The sequence below is a fragment of the Aliinostoc maniaoense genome (genome assembly GCF_058172895.1).
The window spans coordinates 5,274,932-5,301,239 of record NZ_CP187952.1 but is presented as its reverse complement, the minus strand read 5'-3'; the positions used below and the strand labels follow the sequence as shown (position 1 = coordinate 5,301,239).

Below are 26,308 nucleotides of genomic sequence, written 5' to 3'. Positions count from 1 at the left end.
GGTCTACATTAAATTTGACCAAACTTAGTGCCTAGTGCTGAGTTTTTTAACACAGCACTCAGTACTGAAAACATTTATTAGGAGACAAGAGCTTGATGACACCAAATTTATTGGCTGCGGCTGCATCTGTACCAGTCACACCTGAATGGAGTCCAACTGTAGCTATTATTATCAGTGTTAGTAGTGCAATAGCTGTTTTGCTAACTCTGAGAATTGAGAAACCGCAAGTCGGCCCCAAATTTCCCGGACTACCCTTGAGTTTTCCCGCATTTTTTGGTGCAATGGCTTTTGGCCATGTGATTGGTATTGGTATCGTCTTAGGATTGACTAATATTGGTCGTCTGTAAGTATCTAGAGTAATTTCTGTTCTTTCTCCAGCTATGAGACTTGAGAAATGAGTGCTACTGATTTTTCAGTTACCAACTCGACTCAAGAGTGATTGTTGAACCTTTCTCTTGAGAGAGGATTAGACAACTTCTGTTAGTGGAGTATTAACTGGGCTATTAACTCATAGCTCAAGAAATTTTACTCATGCTGGAGAAAGAACTATGTTTCCATTAACACTGTTAGTAGTGCAAGTGACTGTTCCTAACACTGGTACAAGTTGGAATTGGGCCGGAACACCGATTATTATTGGCAGTTGTTTGTTAGTACTGTTAATTTCTGGTTGGTCAGTTTGGTATCCCCATGTTGGCCCGAGAATGCCTTTACCTTTCGCTTCGTTATTTAATAATCCTAGTGTGGCGACATTCTTAGCAGCTATGAGTTTTGGTCATATCATTGGCGTGGCTGCCGTTTTGGGATTGACAAATTTGGGTATAATTTAGCGTTTTTGATTTAGTTAGGGGCATTGGGCATTGGGCATTGGGCATTGGGCATTGGGCATTGGGCATTGGCGTAAATATTCCTCCCTTGTCTCCCTTGTCTCCCTTGTCTCCCTTGTCCCCAGTCCCCAGTCCCCAGTCCAGTCCCTTGTCCCCAGTCCCCAGTCCCCAGTCCCCAGCTAACCAAAGCGGATTATTTTTTTATTATATTTTTAGTAACTACGTCTGCTGAAAATATTGAGTTTCAGGATAATTTCATGCAAACAAATTGGAAAATCGGGTCTTTATTTGGTATTCCCCTATATTTAGACCCTCTGTGGTTTGTCATTTTAGGTTTAGCAACTCTAAATTTTGGTGTAGCTTACCAAGAACTGGGAACTGTAACAGCTTGGAGTGTGGGAATAATTATGGCGTTGCTGCTGTTTGCTTCGGTGTTAATGCACGAATTGGGACATAGTTTAGCAGCGCGATCGCAAGGGATTAAAGTTAATTCTATTACCTTATTTATGTTTGGTGGGATTGCCGCAATTGAGGAAGAATCAAAAACCCCAGGTAAAGCTTTTCAGGTGGCTATTGCTGGGCCATTGGTGAGTATGGGACTGTTTTTGCTTCTGAAATTAGGGGGTAATGTTGTACCTGATACTAACCCAATCAGTATGATGGTGGGTGATTTGGCGAGAATTAACTTGGTTGTTGCCTTATTTAACTTAATTCCGGGACTACCTTTAGATGGTGGTCAAGTATTAAAAGCTGCACTATGGAAAATTACTGGTAATCGCTTTCAAGCTGTACATTTAGCCGCCAGAGCCGGACAAATTTTAGGTTATGCTGCGATCGCCTTGGGTTTTGTGGTAGATTTCTTCACTAGAGAGTTAATCACTGGTTTATGGATTGCGTTGTTAGGTTGGTTTGCTGTGCGTAATGCCAACACCTACGACCGCATGACCACATTACAAGAAACCTTGCTCAAGGTAACAGCCGCCGATGTGATGACTCGTGATTTTCGAGTTATTGATGCTGACCAGAATTTACGTTCCTTTGCTGACGCATATTTATTAGCAACTACTGCACCAGAGGTTTATTTTGCTGCCTCCGATGGACGTTACCGGGGGATGGTAGCTATTGAGGATTTGCGCTTAGTAGAACGCAGTGAATGGGAAACCCAAACTCTGCATAGTATTGTTCATCCGTTGACGGAAATACCCACGGTTGCTGAGTCAACTTCTATGGCTGAGGTCATCAACAAGCTAGAAAATGATAACTTACTGCGGGTGACTGTCCTGACACCTGCCGGTGCAGTGGGGGGAGTTATTGACCGAGGAGATATTATAAAGACTTTGGTAGACAAATTAGGCTTACGAATTAGTGATGCAGAAATTAAGCGCATTAAGCAAGAAGGTAGTTATCCCCCTGGGTTGCAGTTGGGGATAATTGCTAAATCCATCAATTAATTCGTAATTCGTAATTACTCAACAAGCCCTAAAAAACCGGGTTTCTGAACGAAAAATTAAGGTTTCTAAGCTGAGGAATTTGCAAGAAATCCGGTTTTTAACCCAGGTACAAGGTGTGAGTTTAGTCTTGCCACGCCACTACATGATCAAATTTGATTAACCATTACCAAAATAGTAGACAAAGGAACTTCTGCAAAATACTGCTGTTGAAATTGTTCTTCACTGACAGCAGCCAAAAACTCTGCTAAGGCAACATCACCCTTTGCTTCTAAGACTCTAGTAGCATCCCAACTGAAGTGTAAATCACGGTCTTGCCGTGTGACAGTGAACCCCCAATATTTTAAAGCCTGAATCCCTAAAAATAAAGCGCGATCGCTAACTCCCAATTTCTCCAAAAGTTTTACACGAGTTACTAATTGATTTGTCCGACTTAGATATTTAGCAACACCAACCAAAGTTAGCCAAATTTCCTGCGGTGATTGATGATTGGGTTTAGACCAAGCTAAGGCTAATTGTTGATTATTGTATAAAGAACGCCGCCACCAATTACGCAAATCATGCCAATTAGTAGGACAATTATCGATGCTCAAAACCTTTGTAGAGGGAGAATTTATCGTGTCTTGAGGTAAGTTTCGCCAATCGAGAATCCGTGCTGATTGATAAGTGCTAGGTACTGCATCTTCACTGGGACGAACAGCAATTAATCGAATTTCATAGCGTTTTTTATAAGTGTTGTAATCTAACTCCGCAATACAATCACATCTACCCACAGGCAATTCATCTTTATAATGTCCCCACCAAATCCCCGGAAATGGGTTTTTAGTAGAATCATCACGGAGATCAAAATCAGTTTTAATGTACTGTACTTTTTTCCCTTGAAAATCTTGCTGATTACGATGCCAAGCATTATCAAACCAGCAGTTTTTAATAAATAATTTAGGAACAGGATTGCCCATTCCACAAGGTTCTAATAGTTTCAGTTCTAAAAACAGTTCTTTACCTAAATCTGCTACCGTCACTACTATATCTGCTTGTACCGTCGGCGAGAGATTAATACTACCTAAAGATTGCCGTAATTGCTGATTAATTGCATCCCGAAATAAAGGAATATTTTCTACAGGTAAACTCAACCCAGCCGCAAAAGGATGTCCACCAAACCGATGTAATAAATAAGCTTGGTCTTTCACCAACTGATATAAATCTACAGAGTTCACCGAACGAGCAGAACCCCGTGCTAGGGATGGGGAAACATCTTCCCCAGTCCCTTCTGTACTCAGTAAAATTGTCGGACGGCCTGTTTCCTGGGCGACTTGTCCAGCGACTAAACCCAAAACACCGGCAGGCCATTGAGAATCTTCTAGAACAATTACACTAGTAGTTGATAGGTCTAAATGTGAGAGTTTTTGAGCTACCTGTGCTTGGACATCTTTCTGTAAAGACTTGCGCCTAGTATTAGCTAATTCCGTGACTTCTGCTAATTCATGGCAGCGTTTTACATCCCGACTTGTGAGCAATTCCACACAGAAACTTGCATCACCTTGAATACGACTAACAGCATTGATGCGTGGCCCTAAACCAAAGGAAATATCTGTGGGGCGATCGCCATTTTTCTGGCACAATTCTAATAATCTGCCTACCCCTGGCCTACGACGCATAGCCGATGGTTCTTTTAAATCCGCTTGTAGTTTTTGAATCCCCAACTGTGCTAAATATCGACAATCACCACTTAATTTGACTAAATCAGCAATTAAACCAACTGCAACTAAATCTAATAAATTTTCTAATTGGTCTTGGGGAATATCCGGTAAAGTTTGATAAAGGGCTTCAACTAACTTATAAGCCACCGCCACCCCAGATAAATTAAACAGTGGATGTTCCTGTGGTAAATAACGGGGATTAATAATGGCTGTAACTGGTGGACGTTCTGCGGGTAAAGTATGATGGTCTGTAACTATGACATCTATTCCTAAGTTTCGAGCATAGATAATTTCATCAATATTAGTGCTGCCAGTGTCGCAGGTAACAATTAATTTACAACCTTGTTTAGCTAAATTATCAATTCCTGATACATTCAAACCGTGGGATTCTTTTAATCTATTGGGAATATAATAAGTTAACTGTTGATGTTGAATAAAAAATTGTCCCAACCCATCCCAAAGTACAGATGTAGAAGTAATCCCATCAGCATCAAAATCACCCCAAATAGCCACTTTTTCACTTGCATTACGCGCCTGTAGCAAGCGTGTCATTGCTAAGTGCATTTCTTGCCCAAACTCAAAAGGGCTAGCTGGTTGATATGATTTATAATCAATAAAGGCTGCTAATTGTGATTTATCTTTAATACCCCGTTGCCATAATAATTCGGCTGCAAATAATCCCCTTGATGTGGGTATGTACTGTTTTACTAATTCAACAAACCACGCTGGTGGTTCTTCATTGGCGGTTAAAATCCACTGCATTTAGTGAGCTACTCCAACTAAGCTGAGGCTATAGTGGGAGCTTCCAACTTCACAGAAGATTGCCTCATCTTAGATTTGCGTCCGCGAATTGGTCTGACATCCTCTCCATTGGCGTTAGCCTCCCCCGTCCCAGAGGAGGACAGCATTCTGAACTATTATATACACATTGCAGTAATCTTTTCAAAGAAATATTTGGCTACTCCTCATATATCTCCTCTGTTGCCTTACGGCATTGGTCGGAGATACAATCGTCGCAGCCCGACTTATATCCCCACCTAACATTCGTATAGGTGGAGATTTACGCCGATTCTGTTAATGTTTTACAAAAAATTACAGGAATTACGCAACTGGCATACTAGTAGGGTGCGTCAGACTGCTTAAATATCTCAATAAACAGATTTTTGATATCTGACGCACTCTACAAGACATATTTTAATGTCACACCTGGGTAAGTCCTAAATCATAGTAAAACCATTGCTTTATTCTAACTTTTTGTGACAATCTCTGATAAAGGGGTAAATATCAGATGCTGGAATCAACTATTGCCCAACCCAAGCAACGCCATGCTGTTGTGATTGGAGGAAGTATTGCGGGAATGCTAGCAGCACAGGTGCTGACTAAATACTTTGAGCGGGTAACAATTATTGAACGGGATCATTTGAGTGAGCAACCAGAACCACGGCGTGGTGTGCCTCAAGCTCATCATGCCCACGTCTTACTTAAACGGGGTTTACATATTCTCGAACAGCTATTTCCAGGTATTCAAAGTGAATTAGCTGCATCTGGGGCAGTCACAGTTAATACTAGTTATGATTACTTATGGTTTGGTTTAGGAGGATGGACACCTCGCTGTCCTTCTGATTTGAAAATCTACAGTTTAACTCGAAATTTACTAGAATTAATGATCCGTCGTCGTTTAGTTACTAATGACCGGATTGTATTTGTACAGGGGGCAATTGCGACTAAATTGCTGTCTAACACCAACAAAACTCAGGTAACAGGTGTACAAGTACGGCAAAAATCAGATGATAAGCAGGATAACTCCCCGATACACACAAATTTTACTGCTGATTTGGTCGTAGATGCTAGTGGCAGAAACTCTCGCACTCCTGAGTGGTTAGAGGCAATGGGTTATACACCACCCCAGGAAACTATCATTAATTCCTTTTTAGGCTATGCTACCCGCTCATATCAACTTCCAGAAACATTTCAGGGTGATTGGTTGGGTGCATTGGTCGTGCCAAAAGCACCTGGGACTCGTAGTGGTGTCATGACTGCCGTGGAAGGGAATCGTTGGTTAGTTACACTGGCTGGAATTGGTCGAGACTATCCACCTACTGATGAGGCTGGGTTTTTAGACTTTGCTCGTAGTTTACGGAATCCAATTATTTACGAAACAATTAAAGATGCTCAAGCTATTTCTCCCATTTATGCCTATCATCGCACGGAAAATAGACGGCTTTATTATGAAAAACTAACAAAATTACCATCAGGGTTAGTGGTAGTAGGTGATGCGGTTTGTTGTTTTAATCCTGTCTATGGACAAGGTATGACTACTGCGGCTTTAGGTGCATTGACTTTAGATGAATGTTTAAGTAAGCATGGCAATTTAGTTGGGTTAGAACGAAGCTTTTACAAGCAATTGAGTAAAATTATTGCAGTCCCTTGGTTGATGGCGACAGGTGAAGATGTGCGCTGGGAAACTACCGTGGGTGGAGAACGGAATTTAATTACACATCTGATGCAGATGTATTTTGATCAAGTGTTGCTGCTAGCTGCTGAAAGTGCTGATATTCACAAGCTTTTCTTAGAAGTCGTTCACTTACTTAAACCACCTAGTGTGTTTTTTCAGATCAACATCTTGACTAAGGTATTACAACGAATCCTCAAGGAGAATTTTACAAATATACAAAACTCTCAAAATAGGTTTTTTGAGAGTGATAGAGGACTTACGCATTTTACGAAGTAATCATAAAGTAAAACTTAAAGTGTTGGGTACGTTATAGCGATTTCTAGTTAAGTGAGGTATAGATAATATTTTGAAACGCAGAGGAACGCAAAGTAAAGCGCAGAGAGAGAGAGAAGTATGAGCGGCGGCTTCCGCCGTAGACGCTTTGCGGCTTGCCGCAGGCATCATAACTTCGGTGGGTACGCAGAGATTTGTACCTCAGCAGACTAGGAAACGCTATATGGTAACGCTTTCAAAAGTTTGTGGTTGATTGACTTTTTTGGTTGATTACTTTGTCCTGGTATCACATACTTGATTGCAAGATTGATGGTAGTTTATTGCTGGACAGACTCTTTGATCCCAATACAAATTATGACACTGAATTTATATTTACTGCGACATGGCGAAACTACTTTTAGTCAAAGTGGTAATTTCTGCGGTGCAACAGATGCGGAGTTGACTTCGGAAGGGATACAGATGGCAGAGAGTTTTGCTGATGTTTATCGAAAATTGAAGTGGGAAGCGGTTTATGTTAGTCCGATGAAGCGCACAATTGCAACTGCCAAGCCATTTTGTGATGCTATTGGTATGGAGATGCAATTGCGTGATGGACTTAGAGAAGGTAGTTACGGCGAATGGGAAACTAAGAGTAAATCGTTTGCCCAAGAGAATTACGCGGAAAATTATATAAAATGGGTGACAGAACCTGCTTGGAATGCACCACTAGGTGGAGAAACGGCGGTAGATATTGCTAACCGTTCTATGCCTGTAATTGCGGAAATTCAAGAAAAACATCCCCACGGTAATGTGTTAGTGGTTTCCCATAAAGCCACAATTCGGATTCTGCTTTGCAGTTTACTGGGAATTGATTTAGGACGCTATCGCTATCGGGTGAATATTTTGGTTGCGTCGGTAAGTATGGTGAAGTTTGATGTTAATGGCCCTTTGTTAGAAATATTAGGCGATCGCCATCATATACCAATTCATCTTCGCTCTCGTCCAGGAACATAAAATTTCTAGTGTTACCATACACTGTTGTCTAACAAAGAAGGTTATGGGGTAGCATTTCCCTCTGACATCCGTGATCATAATATCAGGCGATCGCTCTGATATTTCTTCACTAAAATTCTTGATATTATGGATGCAACTAATAAACATCATCATGTGAGCCTAGAGTCAGTAACAGTATATCTTCCTCTCCTGAATCTGGGCTAGGAACAAATTCAAATAAAATGCGATTATCATAATCTATTGAACAAGACCATACTCCATCTAAATCACCCTTTAATTTATGAGTATGTAAGCTGGAATCAAAAGGGTCTTCAGTTAACAATTGTAAGGCTTTTTCAATCTGCGATCGCAACTGTGGATTTTTCTTGCTGAGACGCTTAAGTTTACGTACAAAACCTGCACTCCAAACTAAATTTCTCACTCATCTAACTCCGCCATCAAATCAGAAACAGAACCTTGTTGAATATTCCTCTGTTGGTAGTCTTGTCTAGCTTGTGCAACTTCTCTTAATAACTGATTCCGACGTTTTTGGCTTAACCGTTTACTTATAATATCCACTAGTATCGCTTGTTCCTCTGGATCGAGTGATTCTACAACATTAATTGCTGTTTGTAGCGTTGATATTTGTTGTGTCATGGGTTTTATTTGAGGTTTAATATTAAGTCCATTCTAGCCCAAATATTAAAGTAGGTTATCTATCGAATGCTGATTGTTATTAGTTTATATTTCAAGATTTCTTTGTTTCCAGTAATTTGGTTTGCGCTTACAATGAGCGATCGCTATAACCCAAATCACTTCTTCAAGCTCCGTATAAAAAATTAGGTAGGGAAAACTTTGAATAGCATAGCGGCGTATTCCTTCAATTTTGTATCGAGTTCCTAAATTCGGGTTTTGCTGAATTTTGAGAATAACTTTTTCTACTTGAGATAGTAAATCTAGTCCCAAGCCTACTTTCTGCGTTTCATAGTAAGCTATTGCAGCATCAAGCTCTTTTCGAGCTTCGGTATGGATAACAATAAACTTCACGAATACTTTTCTCGTAACTCTTCAAAAACTTGATATATTGGCTCTCCAATAAATGTCTTACGATTAATATCTTCCAACCTTTGGGTTAATTCCGTATCCCAAACAGTTTCTAGATCATCATCTAGATCATCATCTAGAGAATGAATTAAAAAGTAGGCAATTTCAGCACGTTCTTTTGCAGAAAGCTGAGAAAGTTCAAGTTTAAGTTTTTCGGCAGTTTCACTCATGCTTTGGAGTCTTCCCAACAATTCTAATTATAGGCTCAACTATCCGAGTATCACTGATTTAGGAAACTCTCAAAAATAAATTAGAGATGATTTATAAAGTAAAGCTTAAATTGTAGGGTGCGTTAAAGCAACGCGTAACGCACCGTGTGATTATGGTGCGTTACGGCAATTTATACTTTCGCTCATACTCAAATCCTCACACTGCCGTAACACACCCTACTTAATATTTACTAGTTAATATTTACTTTATAAATAGGCTCTTATTCCGCTTCCAGTCGTTGAGTGTTAACTGTAAAGAATGGTAAGAGTGTTCCACCAACTTCCTCAACCCAAAAACAACTTATACGCCGGATTTTGGCTTTCATCCCAATAACGGTAGCCGAGGGTATCTAGAAATGCTTGCCATTCTTGCATCTCCTGGGGTGGTACTTGCATTCCTACGACAATACGTCCGTAATCTGCACCGTTGTTGCGGTAATGGAACATACTAATATTCCAGTTAGGACTCATGGAAGCAACAAACTTCATCAATGCGCCGGGACGTTCGGGAAACTCAAACCGATAGAGTAATTCATTGTCAGCTAGGGGAGAATGTCCCCCAACCATGTGCCTTAAGTGCAGTTTTGTTAGTTCATCATCTGTTAAATCGAGAGTTGGGAAACCGCAAGCTTCAAAGGTTTCTACCATCTTGAGTCTATCGGCACGGTTTTGGATTTGCATCCCGACGAAAATATGAGCAATTTTCTCGTCGGCAATGCGATAGTTAAACTCAGTTAAATTACGTCTGCCAATACATTCACAAAACTTATGCAGACTTCCTGGAGTTTCAGGAATGGTGACTGCAAAGATGGCTTCCCGACGTTCGCCAAATTCGGCGCGCTCGGCGACAAACCGCAATCGATCAAAGTTCATATTAGCACCGCAGGCGACAGCGATTAAGGTTTGTCCTTGAATTTGCTCCCGTTCGACATAGGCTTTTGCACCAGCGATCGCTAATGCCCCGGCAGGTTCTAAAATAGAGCGGGTATCTTCAAACACATCTTTAATGGCGGCACAGGTATCATCAGTATCTACTAAGATAATGTCGTCTACGTATTCTTGACATAACCGGAAGGTTTCTTCCCCGACTTCCCGCACTGCTACCCCATCAGCAAATAAACCCACCTGGGACAACCGCACCCGCTTACCTGCTTTTAATGATTGGTGCATAGCATCAGCGTCTACAGGTTCGACACCAATAATTTTGATTTCAGGACGGAGACGTTTTACATAGGCTGCAATACCCGCAATCAAGCCACCACCACCAATGGCCACAAAGATAGCATGAATGGGCTGTTGGTGTTGCCGGAGAATTTCCATACCAATAGTTCCCTGTCCTGCGATGACATGAGGATCATCAAAGGGATGAATAAAGGTTAAACCCTTGTCAGCCTCCAGTTGTCGAGCAAAGGCGTAGGCATCATCATAGGTGTCTCCATGCAATACCACCTCACCACCGCGCGCTTTGACTGCATCTACCTTGACTTGGGGTGTAGTCACCGGCATCACGATAATAGCTCTTGTACCTAACTGTCGCGCACCCAACGCCACACCTTGGGCATGATTCCCCGCAGAGGCAGCAATTACTCCCTGTGCTAGTAAATCTGGCGGTAGGTTGGCCATTTTGTTGTAAGCACCGCGCAGTTTAAAGGAAAATACAGACTGCATATCTTCCCGCTTCAACAGGAGTTGATTATTCAGTCTGGCAGAAAGATTCGGGGCGGACTCCAGAGGAGACTCTTGGGCAACATCGTATACACGCGCAGTCAGGATTTGTACTAGGTAGTCGCAAAGCATGGGGTAGATGGAATGAGGAAGAGGTAGATAAAGATTAATTTTACGGTAAGTTTGTCCCCATACTTTGGTAGTTATTGGCGATCGCTACTAATTCAATTATTTAGTCTGAAAAATATTTTGCACCATTTTTTTATCTGTATTGGCGGCGGCTCGATCTAACTCCGCAATTTCACCCGCATCTAATTGCCAACCCAAAGCACCGATATTATTCTGTGCTTGGGTGACTGATTTTGCTCCAGGGATAGGAATCGTTCCCTTACAAATGCACCAGTTAATGGCGACTTGAGACATAGTTTTATTTCTAGATTCTGCTACTGCTCGTAAACAGGCTAACAGCGATCGCGCTCCGGGTAATAATTGTCTAAATAATAAACCTCTGATACCCTTGGGATAAGGACTATTTTCTGTATATTTCCCCGTTAATATCCCCAAAGCCAAAGGACTGTAAGCTATTAGTTGTATACCCAATTCATCACATACTTCTTTAAGTCCCAATACAGTCACAGGATATGTAGATAACAGTGAATATTGGACTTGCAGAGTTTTAATCGGTATTCCCCGCGCCGCAAACTTTTTGTGTACACGTTGCAGGCGTTTAGTACCGTAATTAGATAATCCTACACCCTTAACTAAACCTTGTTCATACAAATCACCCAAACCATCTAAAAGTCCCTCCTCTTGCCAAGGAGCATAATTTGCTGTTGACCAGTGCATCTGTACTAAATCTACATTTCTACCCAAGCGTTGCGCCGAGGCTTTGCCAGCTTTAATCATCGACTGGCGTGTCCATCGCCAAGGGTATGCCGCTAACTTAGTAGCAATGCAGATATGATCTTGGTTGACACCTTGATAAGAGCGACAAAATTGCCCTAAAAGTAACTCACTACGTCCCTGCAAGCGTCCAGTTCCATAGGAATCACCAGTATCAAAGAGAGTGACACCATTACTTACACAGAGGTTAAAGACGGCTTGTAATTGCTCATCCATGCTCTCATGGTATCCCCAAAGCAACTGATTACCCCATGCCCAAGTACCACAACCCATCTGCGGTAAAGATAATTCTGGCCTAGCTTGCATATATAATGTATCCTAAAAATTCATCGTTTATTTAACCACAATACTAGTGATAAAAATTGGTAATTCGTAAACTAGGATAAGTTTGTAGTGAGGACTTTAGTCCTTAAACTCAGAATTAAAATAATTCATTAGTAAATATGAGTCCTATCGCTTGTTGAAAAATTCACCCAGTTTTGGAATTAGTTGATTATCATTTAGTCAATAGTGATTCATAGGGGGTGAAGCCATGACAGATTCCAATCAATCAGATAAAAACAAATTTCTTCACCCTCATACACGCTACTACGGGCAAGTAAAGCCAGAAAATCTGGTATTTAATGCCAATCTGCAAGAATTTACCCAAAAAGTCGGCTACATTACCAGTTTAGAAACATCCGGCAAGATTTCCCCCCAGGAAGCTTATCAGCAGATTAAAACACTGTGGAAACAGTTAAAACACAGTAAAAAAGAACTGGGCATTGGTCAAGAACCACCAATTTCACAGTGACACTCCTCCTCTGCTCCCATTTGTCTCACCGCCAAACGTCAGTTATGGCGGGAGTCTCCTGGCAGTGCTAGATAACTTGAAAATCTTGAGGATTGAGTGACACCAATATATTGTCAGAATCTACTTTGACTAGCCAACGGTTGCTTGTTTGGCCATCTAAAAGTAACTCCTGGCTATAAACCACCCCAACTTTGCCGGCTACGTAAGCTGGGCGTAGAATCAAAACTTTGTTTCCTACTTGAATACTTTTGGGAATTTGCAACACTACTCCTACAAATCATGAATCTGCAACAGTGGACTTAATTTAAACAAAAATAGTATTTTTGTTAATCTTGTCTTAACCAAAATGTAGTTATTTAACATATTCATAGTTTAATACAAGTTAGGATAACCCCACCTTCTTGGAGAAAACGGGGTGATGTCAGGGAGTTCTAAATAAAAAAATAATCAATCGCTCTGGTTAAGCAGGGGGCATTATCACGTTGGTATTGGCTCAACAAGTCTCTTGGAGCAGGATAAAGGAATTGGTTGGTTTAGGAAAAAGCTTGACCTACAAAGCTCAAAGAATGGGGATGAAAGTTGAAATTCAATGCGAGAAATATACCAGCCAAACTTGCCCATCATGCGGTCAACGCCACAAACCCAAAAACCGCACCTACAAGTGTAAATGCGGTTTTGAATTTCATAGAGATGGCGTTGGTTCCATCAATATTCGTAGAAAGTATCTGGGATGCTTCGATGTCCCAGTAGTCGGGGTTATGGCATCCCCCACTGGTTTGAGATTCCGCCCTCATTCTAAGTGTAGCTCTGTGCTAGCGACAGCGATGCACAGTGAAAGAATCCCCCAGCTTTAGCTGTGGGGAGAATGTCAATGGTTTAGATTCAATTTGAACAATCATTGCAAAACCGACCCCCAATTTTATTTTAAAGGAGTCGGTCGAAGAGAAGGTCAGTTGTTATGTACAAGAAGCAGGATGAAGGGCTTAACTATACAGGCTCAAATCTCCATTTTTGAGCATTGGTGGAATTTTTAGTGTATTGTTGGACATTAGCTCCATCAGCAGTGCCAGCACTTGCTACATCTAAAGCTTTACTGCTATGTTTGGCAATGAGGTAGAAATAGCCATCTCCAGCATCTTCCAACTTCCATTTAGAGTTATCGCTATTTGTTTTTTGATACTGAATGACATTGGTTCCATCAGTGCTACTACTACCTGATACATTTAAAACTTTGTTACTCGTTTTATTGACAAGGTAGTAATAGCCATTTCCGGCATCTTCTAACAGCCATTGTTGCGCTCCAGATTTATTGAGAGTGTACTGTTGGACGTTAGCTGCATCAGCAGTACTACTACCTGCCACATCTAAATATTTACCGCTATTTTTGTTAGCAAGGTAGTAGTATTTTCCTGCCGCAGGAAGTGGTGTGGGCTGAGTAGTTGTAGGAGATGTTTGACCATTGGTTTCTTGCCCTTCTTGGGAGAAAGGCTCAAAGCCAATCCAATTGATATGCCATTTATTTTTATTGGCTTCTTCTGGTGTCAGAGCTTCGGTTTTGTAGTCTTTCTCCCACCTGATATAAACACGAAAGCCTGTGGCAGTAGATTTATAGACAGAGCTTGCTCCAGTGGTTGCGTAATGGCCTCGATCGCCAGCAATTGATGTTACATATATCGGTGTCTGAGCAAACCCAGCAGCACTAGTGTCAACATCCACAAAAATATAATCGTTTTCTTTTTGCCAATTTGTTGCACCTGGTTGAGTTTTTCCTGATGCAAACTTGGCAACTGTCAACACAGTTCTTACTTGTGTGCTACTGCTGGTTGTTGTTTGAGTTGGTAGAGGTGTAGTTACCATGATTTTAATTCCTGAAGTTACTGAATTTTGAACATGGGCGTGGCTTTCAGGCTTTCTGTAAGCGCAGACATTTCCATACTTCTGTTGCATACGAAGTTATGCTAGGAAACTGCACTATTGTGCCTGAAGTAAATAAAACCCTATTTGAAAAGACTTAAAGTCTTATTTGTGGGATGAGTTTGCCTGTTGCAAATCTTTAGAGTTTCCAAAAATGAAGGATTCACCATTTTGCGAGCATTGCACCGCATCATCCCACTATGATGTAACCCTTTGTTGAGGACTGAATTATACAGGCTCAAATTTCCATTTTTGAGCATTGGTGAAATTTTTACTGTATTGTTGGACATTAGCTCCATCAGCAGTGCCAGCACTTGCTACATCTAAAGCTTTACCGCTTTGTTTGCCAATGAGGTAGAAATAGCCATCACCCGCATCTTCCAACTTCCATTTAGAGTTATCATCATTTCCTTTTGACCACTGAATGACATTGGTTCCATCAGCACTACCACCACCTGATACATTTAAAACTTTGCTACTAGTTTTATTGACAAGGTAGTAAGAGCCATTTCCAGCATCTTCTAACAGCCATTGTTGCGCTCCACTTGTATTGCTAGTCCACTGTTGGACGTTAGCTCCATTAGCAGTGCTATCACCTGTCACATCTAAATATTTACCGCTATTTTTGTTAGCAAGTTTGTAGTATTTTCCTGTGGCAGGAAGTGGTGTTTTCTCAGTAGTGGTTGATGGTGATTCAGTACCATTCCCTGAGCCTTGCTCTAAGAAAGGTTCGATACCAAACCAATTGATATGCCATTTCCTTTGATTTGCTTCTTCTGGGGTGATGGGTGTGGTGCTGTAGTCTTTATCAAACCTGACATATACAGTGAAGCCTTTTTCTGTAGCATTGTATATGGAAGTACCTCCAGTAGTTGCCCAATGCTTACCACCATTAAAGCCACCCAGTGAAGTAACGTATACTGGTGTTTTAGTGAACCCAGCAGCACTAGTATCAATATATATACCAATACTTTCATTGCCATCTTTCTTCCAATTGGTTGCACCTGGTTCGGTTCTTCCCGATGCAAACTTGGCAACTGTATAGACAGATGTTAATTGTGTGCCATTGGTTGAGGTCTGAGTTGGTAGGGGTGTAGTTACCATGATTGAAACTCTTAAAACTAGTGGATTTTGAAAATAAATAAATGCGAGTTTTTGTCAACGCAAAAGACAACGGGCGCACAATAGCGATCGCCTCAAGACATTAGACTTGGGCTGGATACTATTGCAGCAGCACATCTAGCAGCTAGCTTAAAGTGTCCAACGTGACAAATACTTTAGTGGAAGCCGCTTGAAGGTTATCGAAAAGCGACTTCATGGTTTTAATATTTCAGAATTTTCAGGGGAATGCAAGGACAGTTAAGACAGTTAGTAAAATATTTCAGACAGTTAAGTAACGTCATGTGCGACTTAATTTCTGTAACAATATCCTCGAACTGAAGTGGGTCACAATTGTGGCGATTAAGCCAAAAACAGACATTATGAGCTAAAATTTTGCGATTGAGACGCGCTCGCGTTGGGCGGCTAATCCTTCCCCTACACCCCACACCCTACCCGATAGTGGTTAAGGGAGACTTTCTCGGAGTAAGGCACGGAATCCTACCTGTTGAAAATGCTCATTGGCAGTCAAGGCTTCAGTAATACCACAGAATTGCATAACAATAAAAGATACGCAATCAATAAATCCCCACTCTTGATCGGAGCTTTCTGAGTATAATTCAAAAGCTCTTGCGTATAATTCATGAGATAAAGGGACAATTTCCACTTTGGGATCAGATGCTAGAGCATTTAACAGCACGATCGCCTGGTGACGATAAGGTTTTTGGCATAAAATATTGCCAATTTCTAGCATAACTGTTTGGGTTGTAATTAAACGTGTACCTGCCTCGTCCAACAATTTGGCTAAGTGTACAGCGCGCGAATGTAAATGATCCTGCGGTGCGGCTAAGGCAATGGCGAAGGATGTATCAAGAAACACTTCAGGTTTCATGCAGAATTTCCCGACCGTACAAATACTTGTCAATGTTAGCAGACAAATCTGGTGGACTATGGAGTTGGAGCGATCGCGCTGTGGCTAAAAAAGAGACGTTGCCTTCACCATGAGATGGTAATATTTCTATGCTGAGGCGAACACGGGTATTAACTGGTAAAGCGATCGTGTCTTGAGGATAAAATGCTTGGCCATCAAACACGGCTGGAATAAACTTTTCTCCCATATGCTGCCATTTTCTTGTATAGCTGGTTCTACCTGGATTTGCTGATTTTCCATTGGTATGACCTATATACTATGCGCTGATCTTGGCAAATGGGAGCAAATAGAGGAGGCTGAAGGGCGATCGCTGAAGATTCAGTGACTCATAGGTAAGATAAATCAAGTATTTGTGTAAATATAAAGAAAAACTTAAGTCTTTAAATTAATGGTAATTGCTGGCTTGTGTTGATCGTAGCTGATCAAAATTTTTTGTGCGATCGCACTACTCGACTAACAGCGATACCTACAGTTAACTAACACACATCATCTACTCAAAACTGATTTACCTACTTCATAAATTTTTTGTGTCATATCATAAGGTTGTCTCTTGAGAAAAAATAAAGACTTCTGCTGATGTATTCGGCCAAATAAATAAATTTTGCTTTTCAATATCTAAATCAATAGCAACTGCCTCTATTTGATTGGGAAATCCATCTTGGTCTTTATATTGAACTAATGTAGTGAATTGTCCAATTTCTAAACGTGGTTCAACAATTTTTAATTGCATTGGTGGGGTAAGTTGAATTGCTTCCCAAATACCAGTTTCCTTATCAATTTCCATTCCCGTAATGTGATAGAGTGTAGCACTTTTGTTATTTAGCTGACTCCACCATTGACTAATTGTTTTAACTTCAACACTATTTTCTACTGTTTTATCACAGTACCAACGAATAGCAGTTGAACTATCTTTGATTGCCTTTTTAACTTTGTCTTCCCAATTATCATCATTTATATCTAAACTGATCATTCTTCCTTCAGACTTTGAACGATCAATATACACATGAAAAGCTGTAATATCTTCTCGATGGGTAAGAACATAGCGGCGTAATTCATTCAAGCTCATTGCTTGGTACTTAGTTGTTGTCATGGTTCAAAGCCTCCGGTTGGTTTAATCTCGAAGTCCATATCTTCTCCAGCCGCAAGTACATATAAATTGCCAGTACGTTCATCTACTCTAACAAGTTCGATGCTTTTGCATTGCCATCCAGGATAAATGACATTTGTTAGTCGATAACACAGTCTGTAGAGTCCCTGGGTTTGTTCGTTTGTAGGCTTCATGTCCTTTGGGCAGGATATTATTATTGAGTATAAAAATACTTGAGTGACTTTAAGTGTCAATTACCTATTTCGTAATATCGCGCCGTCTAGAAAGTAGGAGAGCTAGTAGTCAAGCAAGTTTCCTGTCTCTAATTCTTGCCACTCTTTATCTTGTTGGTAATGTAGTAACATTTGCTCGGCTTGTTCTGCTAGTATGCGCCGCCTTTCTTCTAATAACAATTTCATAAACTCGCGTCGGTTTATGCTTTGAGGTTTTACAGCGATGTCTATTGTTTCTAGTTGTGTGTTATCTCTCTGAGTAGTAAATTTTGATGTTTCCATAAATTAACAGTAATTGCCGACTTGTGTTGATCGTAGCTTATCAAAATGTTGCGTGTGATCGCACTACCCCACTAACAGCAATACCTACAGTCAGCGACGCTAACGCACAACTTGCACTAAAAGTAATAAAACTAAAATTTGACATCATCACTATTAGCATTATCAGTGATATTTATCGCTGCATTTTCTAATTTAGGCAGATTATCAAAGACAGGATTACATAGTCCCCTATCAGCATGATAAATCGCTAACTTATTCTCTAAGTCGTCATAAAACGTAACTTCAATTCCAGAGGCGTGAGAAATCCAATTTGCACTATCAAAATAGTGCTGTACTGAAAACTCCTCAATAGGATAAGTACGACACCAAACCATTTCCTCTTGTTTCCATCCATAGCCTTCACGGTAGAGCAAATGTTTGATAGAGAAAGTTCCATTTCCGCCTTTTTTAGCTTGATTACCCACTTTTACAGTAATACGCTTGATTGTTCCTACAAGTGGCGGATATTCTGACCAATTTACTAAAGAAAGTTTTGTTCTAATAGTTAATTCCTCAATGAATGGTGAAAAATTGTTTGTTTCAGTAATAATAAACAAATGATCCACTGCACGAGTTAATGCTACATAAAAAAGACGGCGTTCCTCATCAATTACTCGTTCGATACTATCACCAAAAACACGAGTGAACATCAAATCAGGATGTATCAACGGGTAACAACGAGGTACAGCATCAAGAATTATAACTACATCTTTTTCCAGTCCCTTATATTTGTGAGCCGTCGAAATAGTTACTTTGTTTCTTGAGTCTTCAGGAAGGTAAGAATGCACAAGTTTTAAGAAACGTTTAAGTGTGCTATTTTTTGAGATTCTGCGTTTGTTTCTGTAATTTATATCCCACGGTATACTATTTTTACGGCAGATTAAGACGACCTCTTGCCCATTCTTAATAACTTTGTCAACTATACGTAATATGGCTGGTGTTAGGCTATCGCCTGGATGGTCTTCCAGTTCATTGTGAGTTGGTTTAAATTTTTCTAAATCAACAATTTCGACCTTGCCTGATTGTTTTTGGTTAGCACTAGCAGGATTACCAAATCCCTGCATTAACTTATTGCCTATATTGACAATTGAGGTTGTTGAACGGTAGTTAGTTGATATATAGAGTTTTTGCGAAGGTTGGAAAAAATTAGCAAAGTTTTGATAGAAGTGAAGATCAGAACCAGCAAATCCATTAATGGCTTGCCAGTCATCACCCACACAGAAAAAACTAGCTTGAGGATTGTGTTCTCTAACTGCTGCTATCAAATTGTAGAAAAGTTCTGAAAAATCTTGATACTCATCAATAAATACATATCGAAGATGTTTCAAATCACCCGAACCAGATTTACGGCAAAATATGGTTTGTCCTGATTTGACAATTGCCGCAGCTTTTTGCATTAACCCATCAAAATCATCTTCGCCTGTTGATTCAAGATATTCTAGATAAGACTGATAAAACTTATATGCTAGTTCTAAGAATCTCTCCTCACCTTCACTAGTGCAGTAATGGCTATTGATAATTTCAGCTAATTTTTCTGGAGTCAGAGACAGCTTTCGGCAGCGTTGGGTAAATCCTACTACTACTTTAGTGAAGCGATCTATTGCACGGGTTTTAATGCGTTTCCAGATTTCTTCTTCGCTCAATCGCTCGCACTTAATTCCAAAACTTTCTAGTTTTTTCTTGAGTACATCAAGAAAATATTCTACACCTTCATCTTTAATGATTTTTGGTGTTAATTCAAGTAAATTCCAGTTAGCTTTAGTGTGCCAATACTTGCGCTTTTCCTCTGACATGGCATCATAGTCAGGGTCGCCTTCAAGACCAAAATACTCTATTACTACTCCTTTATCATCTCCAATTGTAAAATCAGGACGATAATTTATGCCTCCCCACCAAAAATTACGCTCATATTTATAGCTGATGTTATGTTCAAACAAAAAATCAGCAATAATTTTTTCACCATAAGATTTTACATAAGTTCCGTCAATTCCCTCTCTTGGTAGTGAGCGACGGTAATGCAACATTTCTTCTGGATTTCTATCATAACCACCTGAAGTTATACGCTCCCAATCTTGACGAAATTGCATCAGCATTAAAACACGTATATTTTCATAAAATGCCGGGTTTTTCAAATATATATCAATGACTTTCTGTAGAGTGCGGCTTTTAGTTTGTTGACCATCTGGTTCATCAAATAGAATACTGTTTTCTGGATGAACTAAAGCATAAGCTAGTGCGTGAAAAGTCATTACATGAGGGATAGATTCTTGTAATTCTAAAGTGAGGCGTTCTTTTATTTCCTCTGCGGCTTTGCGGTTGAAAGCTAGCAGTAACATCTCATGAGGTGCAACACCGCAATGTTTTTGTAAAAATAAAGCTCTGTTAACTAATGTGGATGTTTTACCACTACCAGCACGCGCGACTACTTGCACATGACCTTCAACTGTAGCGATTGCGGCTGCTTGCTCAAGGTCTGGCAAATTAGAGGTATTGAAAGTGGTTCTGACCCATGATTGCACATAATTTGATTTTTCTACTTGGTATTGATTAAAAGAAATGTATCTAGTACATTCACTATGGTAGAAATTATCAGTATTGAGAAAATCTTTCTCAAACTGGTATTTTAACTGTTCCAGTAAAGCTTGTTTTTCTTCATTTCGCCTTTTAGCTTCCTGTATCTCAGCTTCCAATCTGTTTGATTCTTGCTCTTGTTTTAAGAATAAAATAATTTCTTCCTGAGAAATAGATGGAAATATTTTATTAAATTTTCTCAGAAATTGCTCTTTTTTATATCTAAATGTTAATCCATCTTTGTATTTTATCAGAACTAATACTTCAGATGTGTGTATATTATCCACATTAATAACTTTTCCTTGAGTATAATACTTGACTCCTGATATATTGTATTTTGGGTCTGTATATTTAACTTCTTCTTCTATGCGGCTTACTGTTCTTTTAATTAAGAGATTCCAGAGGCTTGCTTTATCACTAATTATCTCTACAAACTTTTGAACATTGTTAATTTGTGAATAGCTATCCATATTTTGTGTCTGACTCTTACTCAGCTTTTGGCAGCGACTTAATCGCCTATTATCATTTTTCCCGCAGACCGAGTATGATCTAACAGCAAAGCCAATCTCATGCAAGGATAAAGTTTGTGAAGCGATGTTTAAAAAACCTTCAGCCTAACGTCAAGAGTCCTGCTGGAAATTTCACAGATAAAGGCAAAATTATCAACCACTGTAAATCCAAAAGAGATTCAGTAATTCCATCTTCAGCTAAAACAGGAATAGTCCACATTAATTTATGAGGATAATTCGTCTATCCAATCCTGATAACCACAATTAAGTAAAACTTTTTTTAAATTATCAATAGCTTCAGCTTTAGGAATATTAATTGACTGTACTCGATACACATCGTTGAGTACCACGCCATATTCTTGACCAACGTAGTAAGCAACTACTTCCGCTAAGTTTCTATCTGACATCTCCTCACTGAGTAATGCTAAAAGTGGTTCATAATTTTCCGCTTCGATACCATCAGGAAACGCGCATTTGATTAATTTATAGGTACTTTGTAGATGAGGTGGAATAGTTATTTGCATGATTAATTACCAGTTAACGGAAAAGGTGGATGAATGTATACGAGAAAATCTACACCTTGAGCAGAAGCGGCTCTCACAGCTTTTGCATCTGCTGTTGTGGTCACAATACCTAATTGATCACCTGTCCCTAAGATAATGATATCGCTGATTCCTAACTTTCTTGTTGGTTGTAAGTTTAACGCTCTAGGTGATGGGTTATCGGGAATAATAGTTACTCTTTGTAAAAATCTCCTAGCTCTAGTCTGTTCTGATAGTCCACCAATAGTTTTCACTATATTAATTAACTCATCAAAAGCAGTTTGAGTCATCACCATTTCTTGAGCATTTATATATTGTCGCAAATCATAACGGACAGAAGAAGCTTCAGCAATTAAAGCTACAGCCGTTCCAGTATCTAGATTAATCATGATGAATTGTCTATAAACATAGTAACAGCCTAGCCATAACCGACAACAAAACAAAAACGGTAGAGCAATTAACACTCTACCGTTTTCTAATTTTATTTGAGAATCAAATCCCAAACTTTAACTAAGACTCAACGCCTTGGGGTAACAATTCCCGACGCTGTTGAGAACTAACTTGGACATTCCCATTTTCATCGACATCAACTAAGGCGACATCGCCATCTTTGATGCGACCAGAGAGAATTTCTTCTGCCAAGCTATCTTCTAACAAGCGCATAATTGCACGGCGTAATGGTCTTGCACCGTAGCTGGGAGAGTAACCTTCTTGGATGAGGCGGTCTTTGAAGCGATCGCTAACTTCTAAGGTTATACCTTTTTCGGTCAAGCGACCAAATACTTCCTTGAGCATGATGTCCGCAATTTCGGTAACTTCAAGCTTGCTCAACTGACGGAAGACGATAATCTCATCTAGACGGTTGAGGAACTCAGGACGGAAGTATTGTTTGAGTTCTTCGTTGACCAAGTTCTTAATCCGGTTGTATTGAGATTCGCTTTGATCTTCGCCAAACTCGAAGCCGATACCGCCACCACCTTTTTCAATTACCTTAGAACCGATGTTGGAGGTCAAAATCAGCAAGGTGTTCTTGAAGTCAACGGTGCGTCCTTTCGCATCTGTTAACCGACCGTCTTCTAAAATTTGCAGCAGCATATTGAAGACATCGGGGTGGGCTTTTTCGATTTCGTCGAACAGCACCACAGTGTAAGGACGACGGCGTACAGCTTCGGTTAATTGTCCACCTTCGTTATAACCAACGTAACCTGGAGGTGAACCGATCAATTTGCTGACGGTGTGGCGTTCCATGTACTCGGACATATCCAAGCGGATCATTGCTTCTTCTGAACCGAAGAAGTAGGAAGCCAAGGATTTCGCCAACTCGGTTTTACCTACACCAGTCGGCCCGGAGAAGATAAAGCTAGCAATGGGTCGATTAGGATTCTTCAAACCGACACGCGCGCGGCGAATAGCGCGGGAAACAGCTTTAACTGCATCTTCTTGACCAATGAGTCGCTGATGCAAGGTGTCTTCCATGTGCAGCAGTTTCTCAGATTCGGATTCGGTGAGTTTGTTCACCGGTACGCCTGTCCAGGAAGCAACGATGTGGGCGATGTCTTCTTCTGTAACTACAGGTTCTACACCGTCACCGCTTGCACCGTTAGCTTTGCTTTGAGCGATCGCGCGGATTTCGGCTTTGATTTCCATTTCCCGATCGCGCAGTTCCCCGGCTCTGTCAAAGTCTTGGGAACGGACAGCATCATCTTTTTCTTTTAAGATTTGGCGCAGTTCTTTATCTAACTCTTTGGCTGCGGGGGGTAGTTGAGAGTTAATTAACCGCACACGAGAACCAGCTTCGTCAATCAAGTCGATGGCTTTGTCTGGCAGATAGCGATCGCTAATATAACGATCAGATAATTTCGCCGCCGCCACTAAAGCTTCATCGGAGATTTTCAGTTTGTGGTGTTGCTCGTAGCGATCGCGCAAACCATATAAAATTTCTATTGTTTCATCGACGGAAGGCTCACCTACCATTACTGGTTGGAAGCGGCGTTCTAACGCAGCATCCCGTTCAATGTGCTTACGGTACTCATCGAGGGTTGTCGCGCCGATGCACTGTAATTCACCTCTCGCCAAAGCTGGCTTGAGGATATTTGCTGCATCAATCGCCCCTTCGGCTGCACCAGCACCAATGAGGGTGTGTACTTCGTCTATTACCAGAATTACATTACCCGCTTGACGAATCTCATCCATGATTTTCTTCAAGCGTTCTTCAAATTCACCCCGGTATTTCGTACCCGCAACCAGCAAACCGATATCTAAGGTGACAACACGCTTATCTTCTAGGATGTCGGGGACATCTTTATTAGCGATGCGTGATGCTAGACCTTCGGCGATCGCGGTTTTACCAACCCCAGGTTCACCAATTAATACTGGATTATTTTTTGTCCGGCGACCCAATATTTGGATTACCCGCTCAATTTCCTTGGCGCGTCCCACCACAGGATCAAGCTTGTTATCCGTGGCCATTTGGGTCAGGTTCGAGCCAAATTCATCCAAAGTTGGTGTTTTAGTGCGCCCAGATGAACCGGTCGCTGAAACCTCGGCGGTTTCTCCCAACATCCGAATGACTTGAGTTCTGACCTTAGATAGATCCACCCCCAGGTTTTCTAGCACCCTGGCTGCCACACCTTCCCCTTCCCGGATCAGGCCCAACAGCAGATGCTCGGTGCCAATGTAGTTATGCCCTAATTGGCGCGCTTCCTCTAGGGAGAGTTCTAAGACCCGCTTTGCCCGTGGCGTAAACGGAATTTCCACGGCCACAAAGCCCGAACCCCGGCCTATGATTTTTTCTACTTCAATACGGGCATCTTTGAGATTGACACCCATCGATTTCAGCACCTTGGCCGCAACTCCCGTGCCTTCCCCAATCAGACCCAGGAGGATCTGTTCAGTTCCAACGAAGTTGTGACCTAAACGGCGGGCCTCTTCTTGGGCCAGCATGATTACCTTAATGGCTTTTTCTGTGAAGCGTTCAAACATGGCATTTTTCCCATCACCTGCGTCGTGCCGGTACGCTGATTTTAGCACAGGCAAATCGGCTGGATGCCTGTATAAAGATCATAATCATCCAGGAACTATCACCCACAGTCAACGGGATAAATCTTATTTTTTTATTGATGTTGATCTCGGTGCTGTACTGAGGAGTTGGAGTTTATCAGCATTTCTAGGCTGTGACTATCTACAGCACGCTACATGATTTAAAGATTTTATTAGGCAGTCACAAATATTTATTATTAGCATATATCTTTAGTATTAGTCAATTTTTTTGATAAATCTATATATTATTTAAAATAAAGTTAGCAATAAGATTAAAATTTTTAATAATTAAATTTGGACAAAATTTAAATTTTTGTCATGAATTTTGAGATGGCATTAATGACAAGAATATTAGTCATTGAGTGTTTACCAACGTCCAACAATAACAATGATTGTTAATTATCGGGCGGATTAGTTGAAATTAATCAACAACACACACTATGGAGGTGTTGATGGTCAAAATTGCTATCATTCACCACTGCTACTACAGAATGCAGAATAATTACACAATAACAGATAATTTTGATACAAAATCGCGTAAAATTACAATCATCCCAACAAATTAGACTAGGCGTAAGGAAACCCAACACCAATATATATGTTGAGTTTTCAAGGTCAATATTGGGTTGTGCTGCGCTTAACTCAACCTACAGCCTTATTGTTGACATTCTTTGAATTATTCTAAGATTAGGGACTTCCAGATAAAAAAGTATCCAAACTGTAGGGTGCGTCAGTGCGATAAAACCTAACTATACCAAGAGGTTATTCATACTGACGCACCCTACTAAGCTATATTATTTGGGATAATTAATTTTTTGGTGTTCCCTTAGAGGATGTTTGGAAAGTCTAAAAAAACTCCAGTAACTGTATTCTGTCAGTAGATAAAAAAGCGACAGGGTTACTAGAGCAATGTCTACATCATATCCAACAGACCTGACAGATGAACAATGGGAATTGTTATCAAATCTGATACCGCCTGAAAATCTAGGGTGTCGTCCTCGTTGTGTTGATCTACGTGGGGTGGTTAGTGCTATCTTTTATATTCTTTGTGCGGGTTGTGCATGGCGAATGTTGCCGCATGACTTTCCGAAGTGGCAAACGGTCTACTACTATTTCCGCAAATGGCGAATGGATGGTACATGGGAAGGTATGAATCATAAGCTACAACAATGGGTGCGGGTTGTGGAAAACCGAGAAGCTAATCCCAGTGCGGCAATAGTCGATTGCCAATCTGTGGATAATGGAACAATGGTGTCAAAGGATGTTGGTTTTGATTCAGGTAAGTTAGTAAAAGGACGTAAACGCCATTTGCTGGTTGACACCCTGGGATTGGTCTTAATGGTTGTAGTGACATCAGCATATGAATCTGATAAAGCTGGAGCAAAGAAATTATTTGCACAAGCCTACAACAGGATCAGCGATCGCCTGACACGGTTAGTTTGTATTTGGGTTGATGCTGGATACCAAGGTGAGGGATTTATGAAATGGGTGATGGACACTTACCATTGGATTTTAGCGGTTGTACGTCGTCCAACTGATACCAAAGGCTTTGTTCTACTGCCAAGACGTTGGGTTGTTGAGCGCAGTTTTGGTTGGTTTAATTGGTGTCGCCGGTTAAGTAAAGACTACGAAATTTTACCGCAGACCCATGAAACATTTGTACAAGTCGCAATGATTCGGTTAATGCTGAGAAGACTTGCTTGATTGATTAGTTTCA

The 26,308-nt window shown here is 40.6% G+C and carries 28 protein-coding genes and 1 pseudogene; 8 read left to right on the top strand and 21 right to left on the bottom strand.

The annotated features are described in order from the left end of the window. The first annotated feature begins 95 nt into the window (after nt 1–95). Nucleotides 96–347: a photosystem I reaction center subunit PsaK gene (gene psaK / locus ACPZ3T_RS23090; RefSeq protein ID WP_490271787.1), complete on the top strand. Its 252-nt coding sequence runs from the start codon at nt 96–98 to the stop codon at nt 345–347. Between the two features lie 201 nt (nt 348–548). Then, nucleotides 549–827, top strand: a complete 279-nt coding sequence (gene psaK, locus ACPZ3T_RS23085) for a photosystem I reaction center subunit PsaK (protein WP_490271786.1) — start codon at nt 549–551, stop codon at nt 825–827. A gap of 10 nt (nt 828–837) precedes the next feature. On the opposite strand, the gene ACPZ3T_RS23080 is transcribed toward psaK (ACPZ3T_RS23085), so the two are convergent. After that, nucleotides 838–1,011, bottom strand: a complete 174-nt coding sequence (locus ACPZ3T_RS23080; protein ID WP_490271785.1) for a hypothetical protein — start codon at nt 1,009–1,011, stop codon at nt 838–840. A gap of 70 nt (nt 1,012–1,081) precedes the next feature. On the opposite strand from ACPZ3T_RS23080, the gene ACPZ3T_RS23075 reads away from it, so the two are divergent. Next, the gene (locus ACPZ3T_RS23075) at nt 1,082–2,275 is read left to right on the top strand and encodes a site-2 protease family protein (protein ID WP_490271784.1); all 1,194 of its coding nucleotides are present in this window, start codon (nt 1,082–1,084) and stop codon (nt 2,273–2,275) included. 146 nt (nt 2,276–2,421) lie between these two features. On the opposite strand, the gene recJ is transcribed toward ACPZ3T_RS23075, so the two are convergent. Next, the gene (recJ, locus tag ACPZ3T_RS23070; protein WP_490271783.1) at nt 2,422–4,734 is read right to left on the bottom strand and encodes a single-stranded-DNA-specific exonuclease RecJ; all 2,313 of its coding nucleotides are present in this window, start codon (nt 4,732–4,734) and stop codon (nt 2,422–2,424) included. 526 nt (nt 4,735–5,260) lie between these two features. Here recJ and ACPZ3T_RS23065 point away from each other — a divergent pair. Both ACPZ3T_RS23065 and ACPZ3T_RS23060 read left to right on the top strand, forming a co-directional pair. Next, the gene (locus ACPZ3T_RS23065; protein ID WP_490271782.1) at nt 5,261–6,703 is read left to right on the top strand and encodes an FAD-dependent oxidoreductase; all 1,443 of its coding nucleotides are present in this window, start codon (nt 5,261–5,263) and stop codon (nt 6,701–6,703) included. A gap of 351 nt (nt 6,704–7,054) precedes the next feature. Next, nucleotides 7,055–7,693, top strand: a complete 639-nt coding sequence (locus tag ACPZ3T_RS23060) for a histidine phosphatase family protein (protein WP_490271781.1) — start codon at nt 7,055–7,057, stop codon at nt 7,691–7,693. Nucleotides 7,694–7,829: 136 nt separating this feature from the next. Here ACPZ3T_RS23060 and ACPZ3T_RS23055 read toward each other — a convergent pair whose 3' ends face one another. The 6 genes from ACPZ3T_RS23055 to ACPZ3T_RS23030 all read right to left on the bottom strand — a co-directional run bounded on the left by ACPZ3T_RS23055 (nt 7,830) and on the right by ACPZ3T_RS23030 (nt 11,859). Then, nucleotides 7,830–8,114 (bottom strand): type II toxin-antitoxin system RelE/ParE family toxin, encoded by a 285-nt coding sequence (locus ACPZ3T_RS23055; protein WP_490271780.1) that lies wholly within the window; start codon nt 8,112–8,114, stop codon nt 7,830–7,832. Further along, nucleotides 8,111–8,329 carry a hypothetical protein gene (locus ACPZ3T_RS23050; RefSeq protein ID WP_490271779.1) on the bottom strand — a complete coding sequence of 73 codons (219 nt, stop codon included), beginning with the start codon at nt 8,327–8,329 and terminating at the stop codon, nt 8,111–8,113. The genes ACPZ3T_RS23055 and ACPZ3T_RS23050 overlap by 4 nt, the downstream gene beginning before the upstream one ends. An 84-nt stretch (nt 8,330–8,413) precedes the next feature. Then, nucleotides 8,414–8,719 carry a type II toxin-antitoxin system RelE/ParE family toxin gene (locus ACPZ3T_RS23045; protein ID WP_490271778.1) on the bottom strand — a complete coding sequence of 102 codons (306 nt, stop codon included), beginning with the start codon at nt 8,717–8,719 and terminating at the stop codon, nt 8,414–8,416. Then, nucleotides 8,716–8,946, bottom strand: a complete 231-nt coding sequence (locus ACPZ3T_RS23040) for an addiction module protein (protein WP_490271777.1) — start codon at nt 8,944–8,946, stop codon at nt 8,716–8,718. Before ACPZ3T_RS23040 ends, ACPZ3T_RS23045 begins: the two co-directional genes overlap by 4 nt. A 324-nt stretch (nt 8,947–9,270) precedes the next feature. Next, a complete protein-coding gene (ilvA, locus tag ACPZ3T_RS23035) occupies nt 9,271–10,782 on the bottom strand; it encodes a threonine ammonia-lyase, biosynthetic (protein WP_490271776.1) in 1,512 nt (503 codons plus the stop codon). A 96-nt stretch (nt 10,783–10,878) separates the two neighbouring features. After that, a complete protein-coding gene (locus tag ACPZ3T_RS23030; protein WP_490271775.1) occupies nt 10,879–11,859 on the bottom strand; it encodes an aldo/keto reductase in 981 nt (326 codons plus the stop codon). A gap of 226 nt (nt 11,860–12,085) precedes the next feature. Here ACPZ3T_RS23030 and ACPZ3T_RS23025 point away from each other — a divergent pair, with 226 nt between their 5' ends. Further along, nucleotides 12,086–12,346, top strand: a complete 261-nt coding sequence (locus ACPZ3T_RS23025; RefSeq protein WP_490271774.1) for a DUF7219 family protein — start codon at nt 12,086–12,088, stop codon at nt 12,344–12,346. A gap of 67 nt (nt 12,347–12,413) precedes the next feature. Here the strand turns inward: ACPZ3T_RS23025 and ACPZ3T_RS23020 are convergent, their stop codons facing one another. Continuing rightward, complete coding sequence (locus ACPZ3T_RS23020) at nt 12,414–12,569, bottom strand: hypothetical protein (protein ID WP_490271773.1); 156 nt, start codon at nt 12,567–12,569, stop codon at nt 12,414–12,416. Between the two features lie 343 nt (nt 12,570–12,912). On the opposite strand from ACPZ3T_RS23020, the gene ACPZ3T_RS23015 reads away from it, so the two are divergent. Next, complete coding sequence (locus ACPZ3T_RS23015; RefSeq protein WP_490277339.1) at nt 12,913–13,200, top strand: zinc ribbon domain-containing protein; 288 nt, start codon at nt 12,913–12,915, stop codon at nt 13,198–13,200. A gap of 133 nt (nt 13,201–13,333) precedes the next feature. Here ACPZ3T_RS23015 and ACPZ3T_RS23010 read toward each other — a convergent pair whose 3' ends face one another. From ACPZ3T_RS23010 to ACPZ3T_RS22955, 12 genes and pseudogenes are all read right to left on the bottom strand, one after another. Then, nucleotides 13,334–14,293, bottom strand: coding sequence for an RICIN domain-containing protein (locus ACPZ3T_RS23010; RefSeq protein WP_490271772.1), 960 nt, complete (start codon nt 14,291–14,293; stop codon nt 13,334–13,336). A gap of 195 nt (nt 14,294–14,488) precedes the next feature. Further along, on the bottom strand, nt 14,489–15,364 hold the full coding sequence (locus tag ACPZ3T_RS23005) for an RICIN domain-containing protein (protein WP_490271771.1): 876 nt from the start codon (nt 15,362–15,364) through the stop codon (nt 14,489–14,491). Nucleotides 15,365–15,675: 311 nt separating this feature from the next. Then, nucleotides 15,676–15,771 (bottom strand): annotated as a pseudogene (locus tag ACPZ3T_RS23000) (IS982 family transposase); the annotation flags it as partial. A 53-nt stretch (nt 15,772–15,824) separates the two neighbouring features. Continuing rightward, complete coding sequence (locus tag ACPZ3T_RS22995; protein ID WP_490271770.1) at nt 15,825–16,250, bottom strand: type II toxin-antitoxin system VapC family toxin; 426 nt, start codon at nt 16,248–16,250, stop codon at nt 15,825–15,827. Then, nucleotides 16,240–16,476 (bottom strand): hypothetical protein, encoded by a 237-nt coding sequence (locus ACPZ3T_RS22990; RefSeq protein WP_490271769.1) that lies wholly within the window; start codon nt 16,474–16,476, stop codon nt 16,240–16,242. The genes ACPZ3T_RS22995 and ACPZ3T_RS22990 overlap by 11 nt, the downstream gene beginning before the upstream one ends. A 348-nt stretch (nt 16,477–16,824) precedes the next feature. Beyond that, on the bottom strand, nt 16,825–17,379 hold the full coding sequence (locus tag ACPZ3T_RS22985; protein WP_490271768.1) for a DUF6887 family protein: 555 nt from the start codon (nt 17,377–17,379) through the stop codon (nt 16,825–16,827). Further along, a complete protein-coding gene (locus tag ACPZ3T_RS22980; RefSeq protein ID WP_015136493.1) occupies nt 17,376–17,570 on the bottom strand; it encodes a DUF6888 family protein in 195 nt (64 codons plus the stop codon). The genes ACPZ3T_RS22985 and ACPZ3T_RS22980 overlap by 4 nt, the downstream gene beginning before the upstream one ends. A 102-nt stretch (nt 17,571–17,672) precedes the next feature. Next, on the bottom strand, nt 17,673–17,891 hold the full coding sequence (locus ACPZ3T_RS22975) for a hypothetical protein (protein ID WP_490271767.1): 219 nt from the start codon (nt 17,889–17,891) through the stop codon (nt 17,673–17,675). A 131-nt stretch (nt 17,892–18,022) separates the two neighbouring features. Beyond that, the gene (locus ACPZ3T_RS22970; RefSeq protein ID WP_490271766.1) at nt 18,023–20,971 is read right to left on the bottom strand and encodes a UvrD-helicase domain-containing protein; all 2,949 of its coding nucleotides are present in this window, start codon (nt 20,969–20,971) and stop codon (nt 18,023–18,025) included. 263 nt (nt 20,972–21,234) lie between these two features. Beyond that, nucleotides 21,235–21,534 carry a DUF3349 domain-containing protein gene (locus ACPZ3T_RS22965; protein WP_490271765.1) on the bottom strand — a complete coding sequence of 100 codons (300 nt, stop codon included), beginning with the start codon at nt 21,532–21,534 and terminating at the stop codon, nt 21,235–21,237. A gap of 2 nt (nt 21,535–21,536) precedes the next feature. Then, the gene (locus ACPZ3T_RS22960; RefSeq protein WP_490271764.1) at nt 21,537–21,941 is read right to left on the bottom strand and encodes a DUF1308 domain-containing protein; all 405 of its coding nucleotides are present in this window, start codon (nt 21,939–21,941) and stop codon (nt 21,537–21,539) included. 121 nt (nt 21,942–22,062) lie between these two features. Next, nucleotides 22,063–24,534: an ATP-dependent Clp protease ATP-binding subunit gene (locus ACPZ3T_RS22955; protein ID WP_041555480.1), complete on the bottom strand. Its 2,472-nt coding sequence runs from the start codon at nt 24,532–24,534 to the stop codon at nt 22,063–22,065. A 966-nt stretch (nt 24,535–25,500) separates the two neighbouring features. On the opposite strand from ACPZ3T_RS22955, the gene ACPZ3T_RS22950 reads away from it, so the two are divergent. After that, nucleotides 25,501–26,295 (top strand): IS5 family transposase, encoded by a 795-nt coding sequence (locus tag ACPZ3T_RS22950; RefSeq protein WP_490271763.1) that lies wholly within the window; start codon nt 25,501–25,503, stop codon nt 26,293–26,295. Nucleotides 26,296–26,308: the final 13 nt, after the last annotated feature.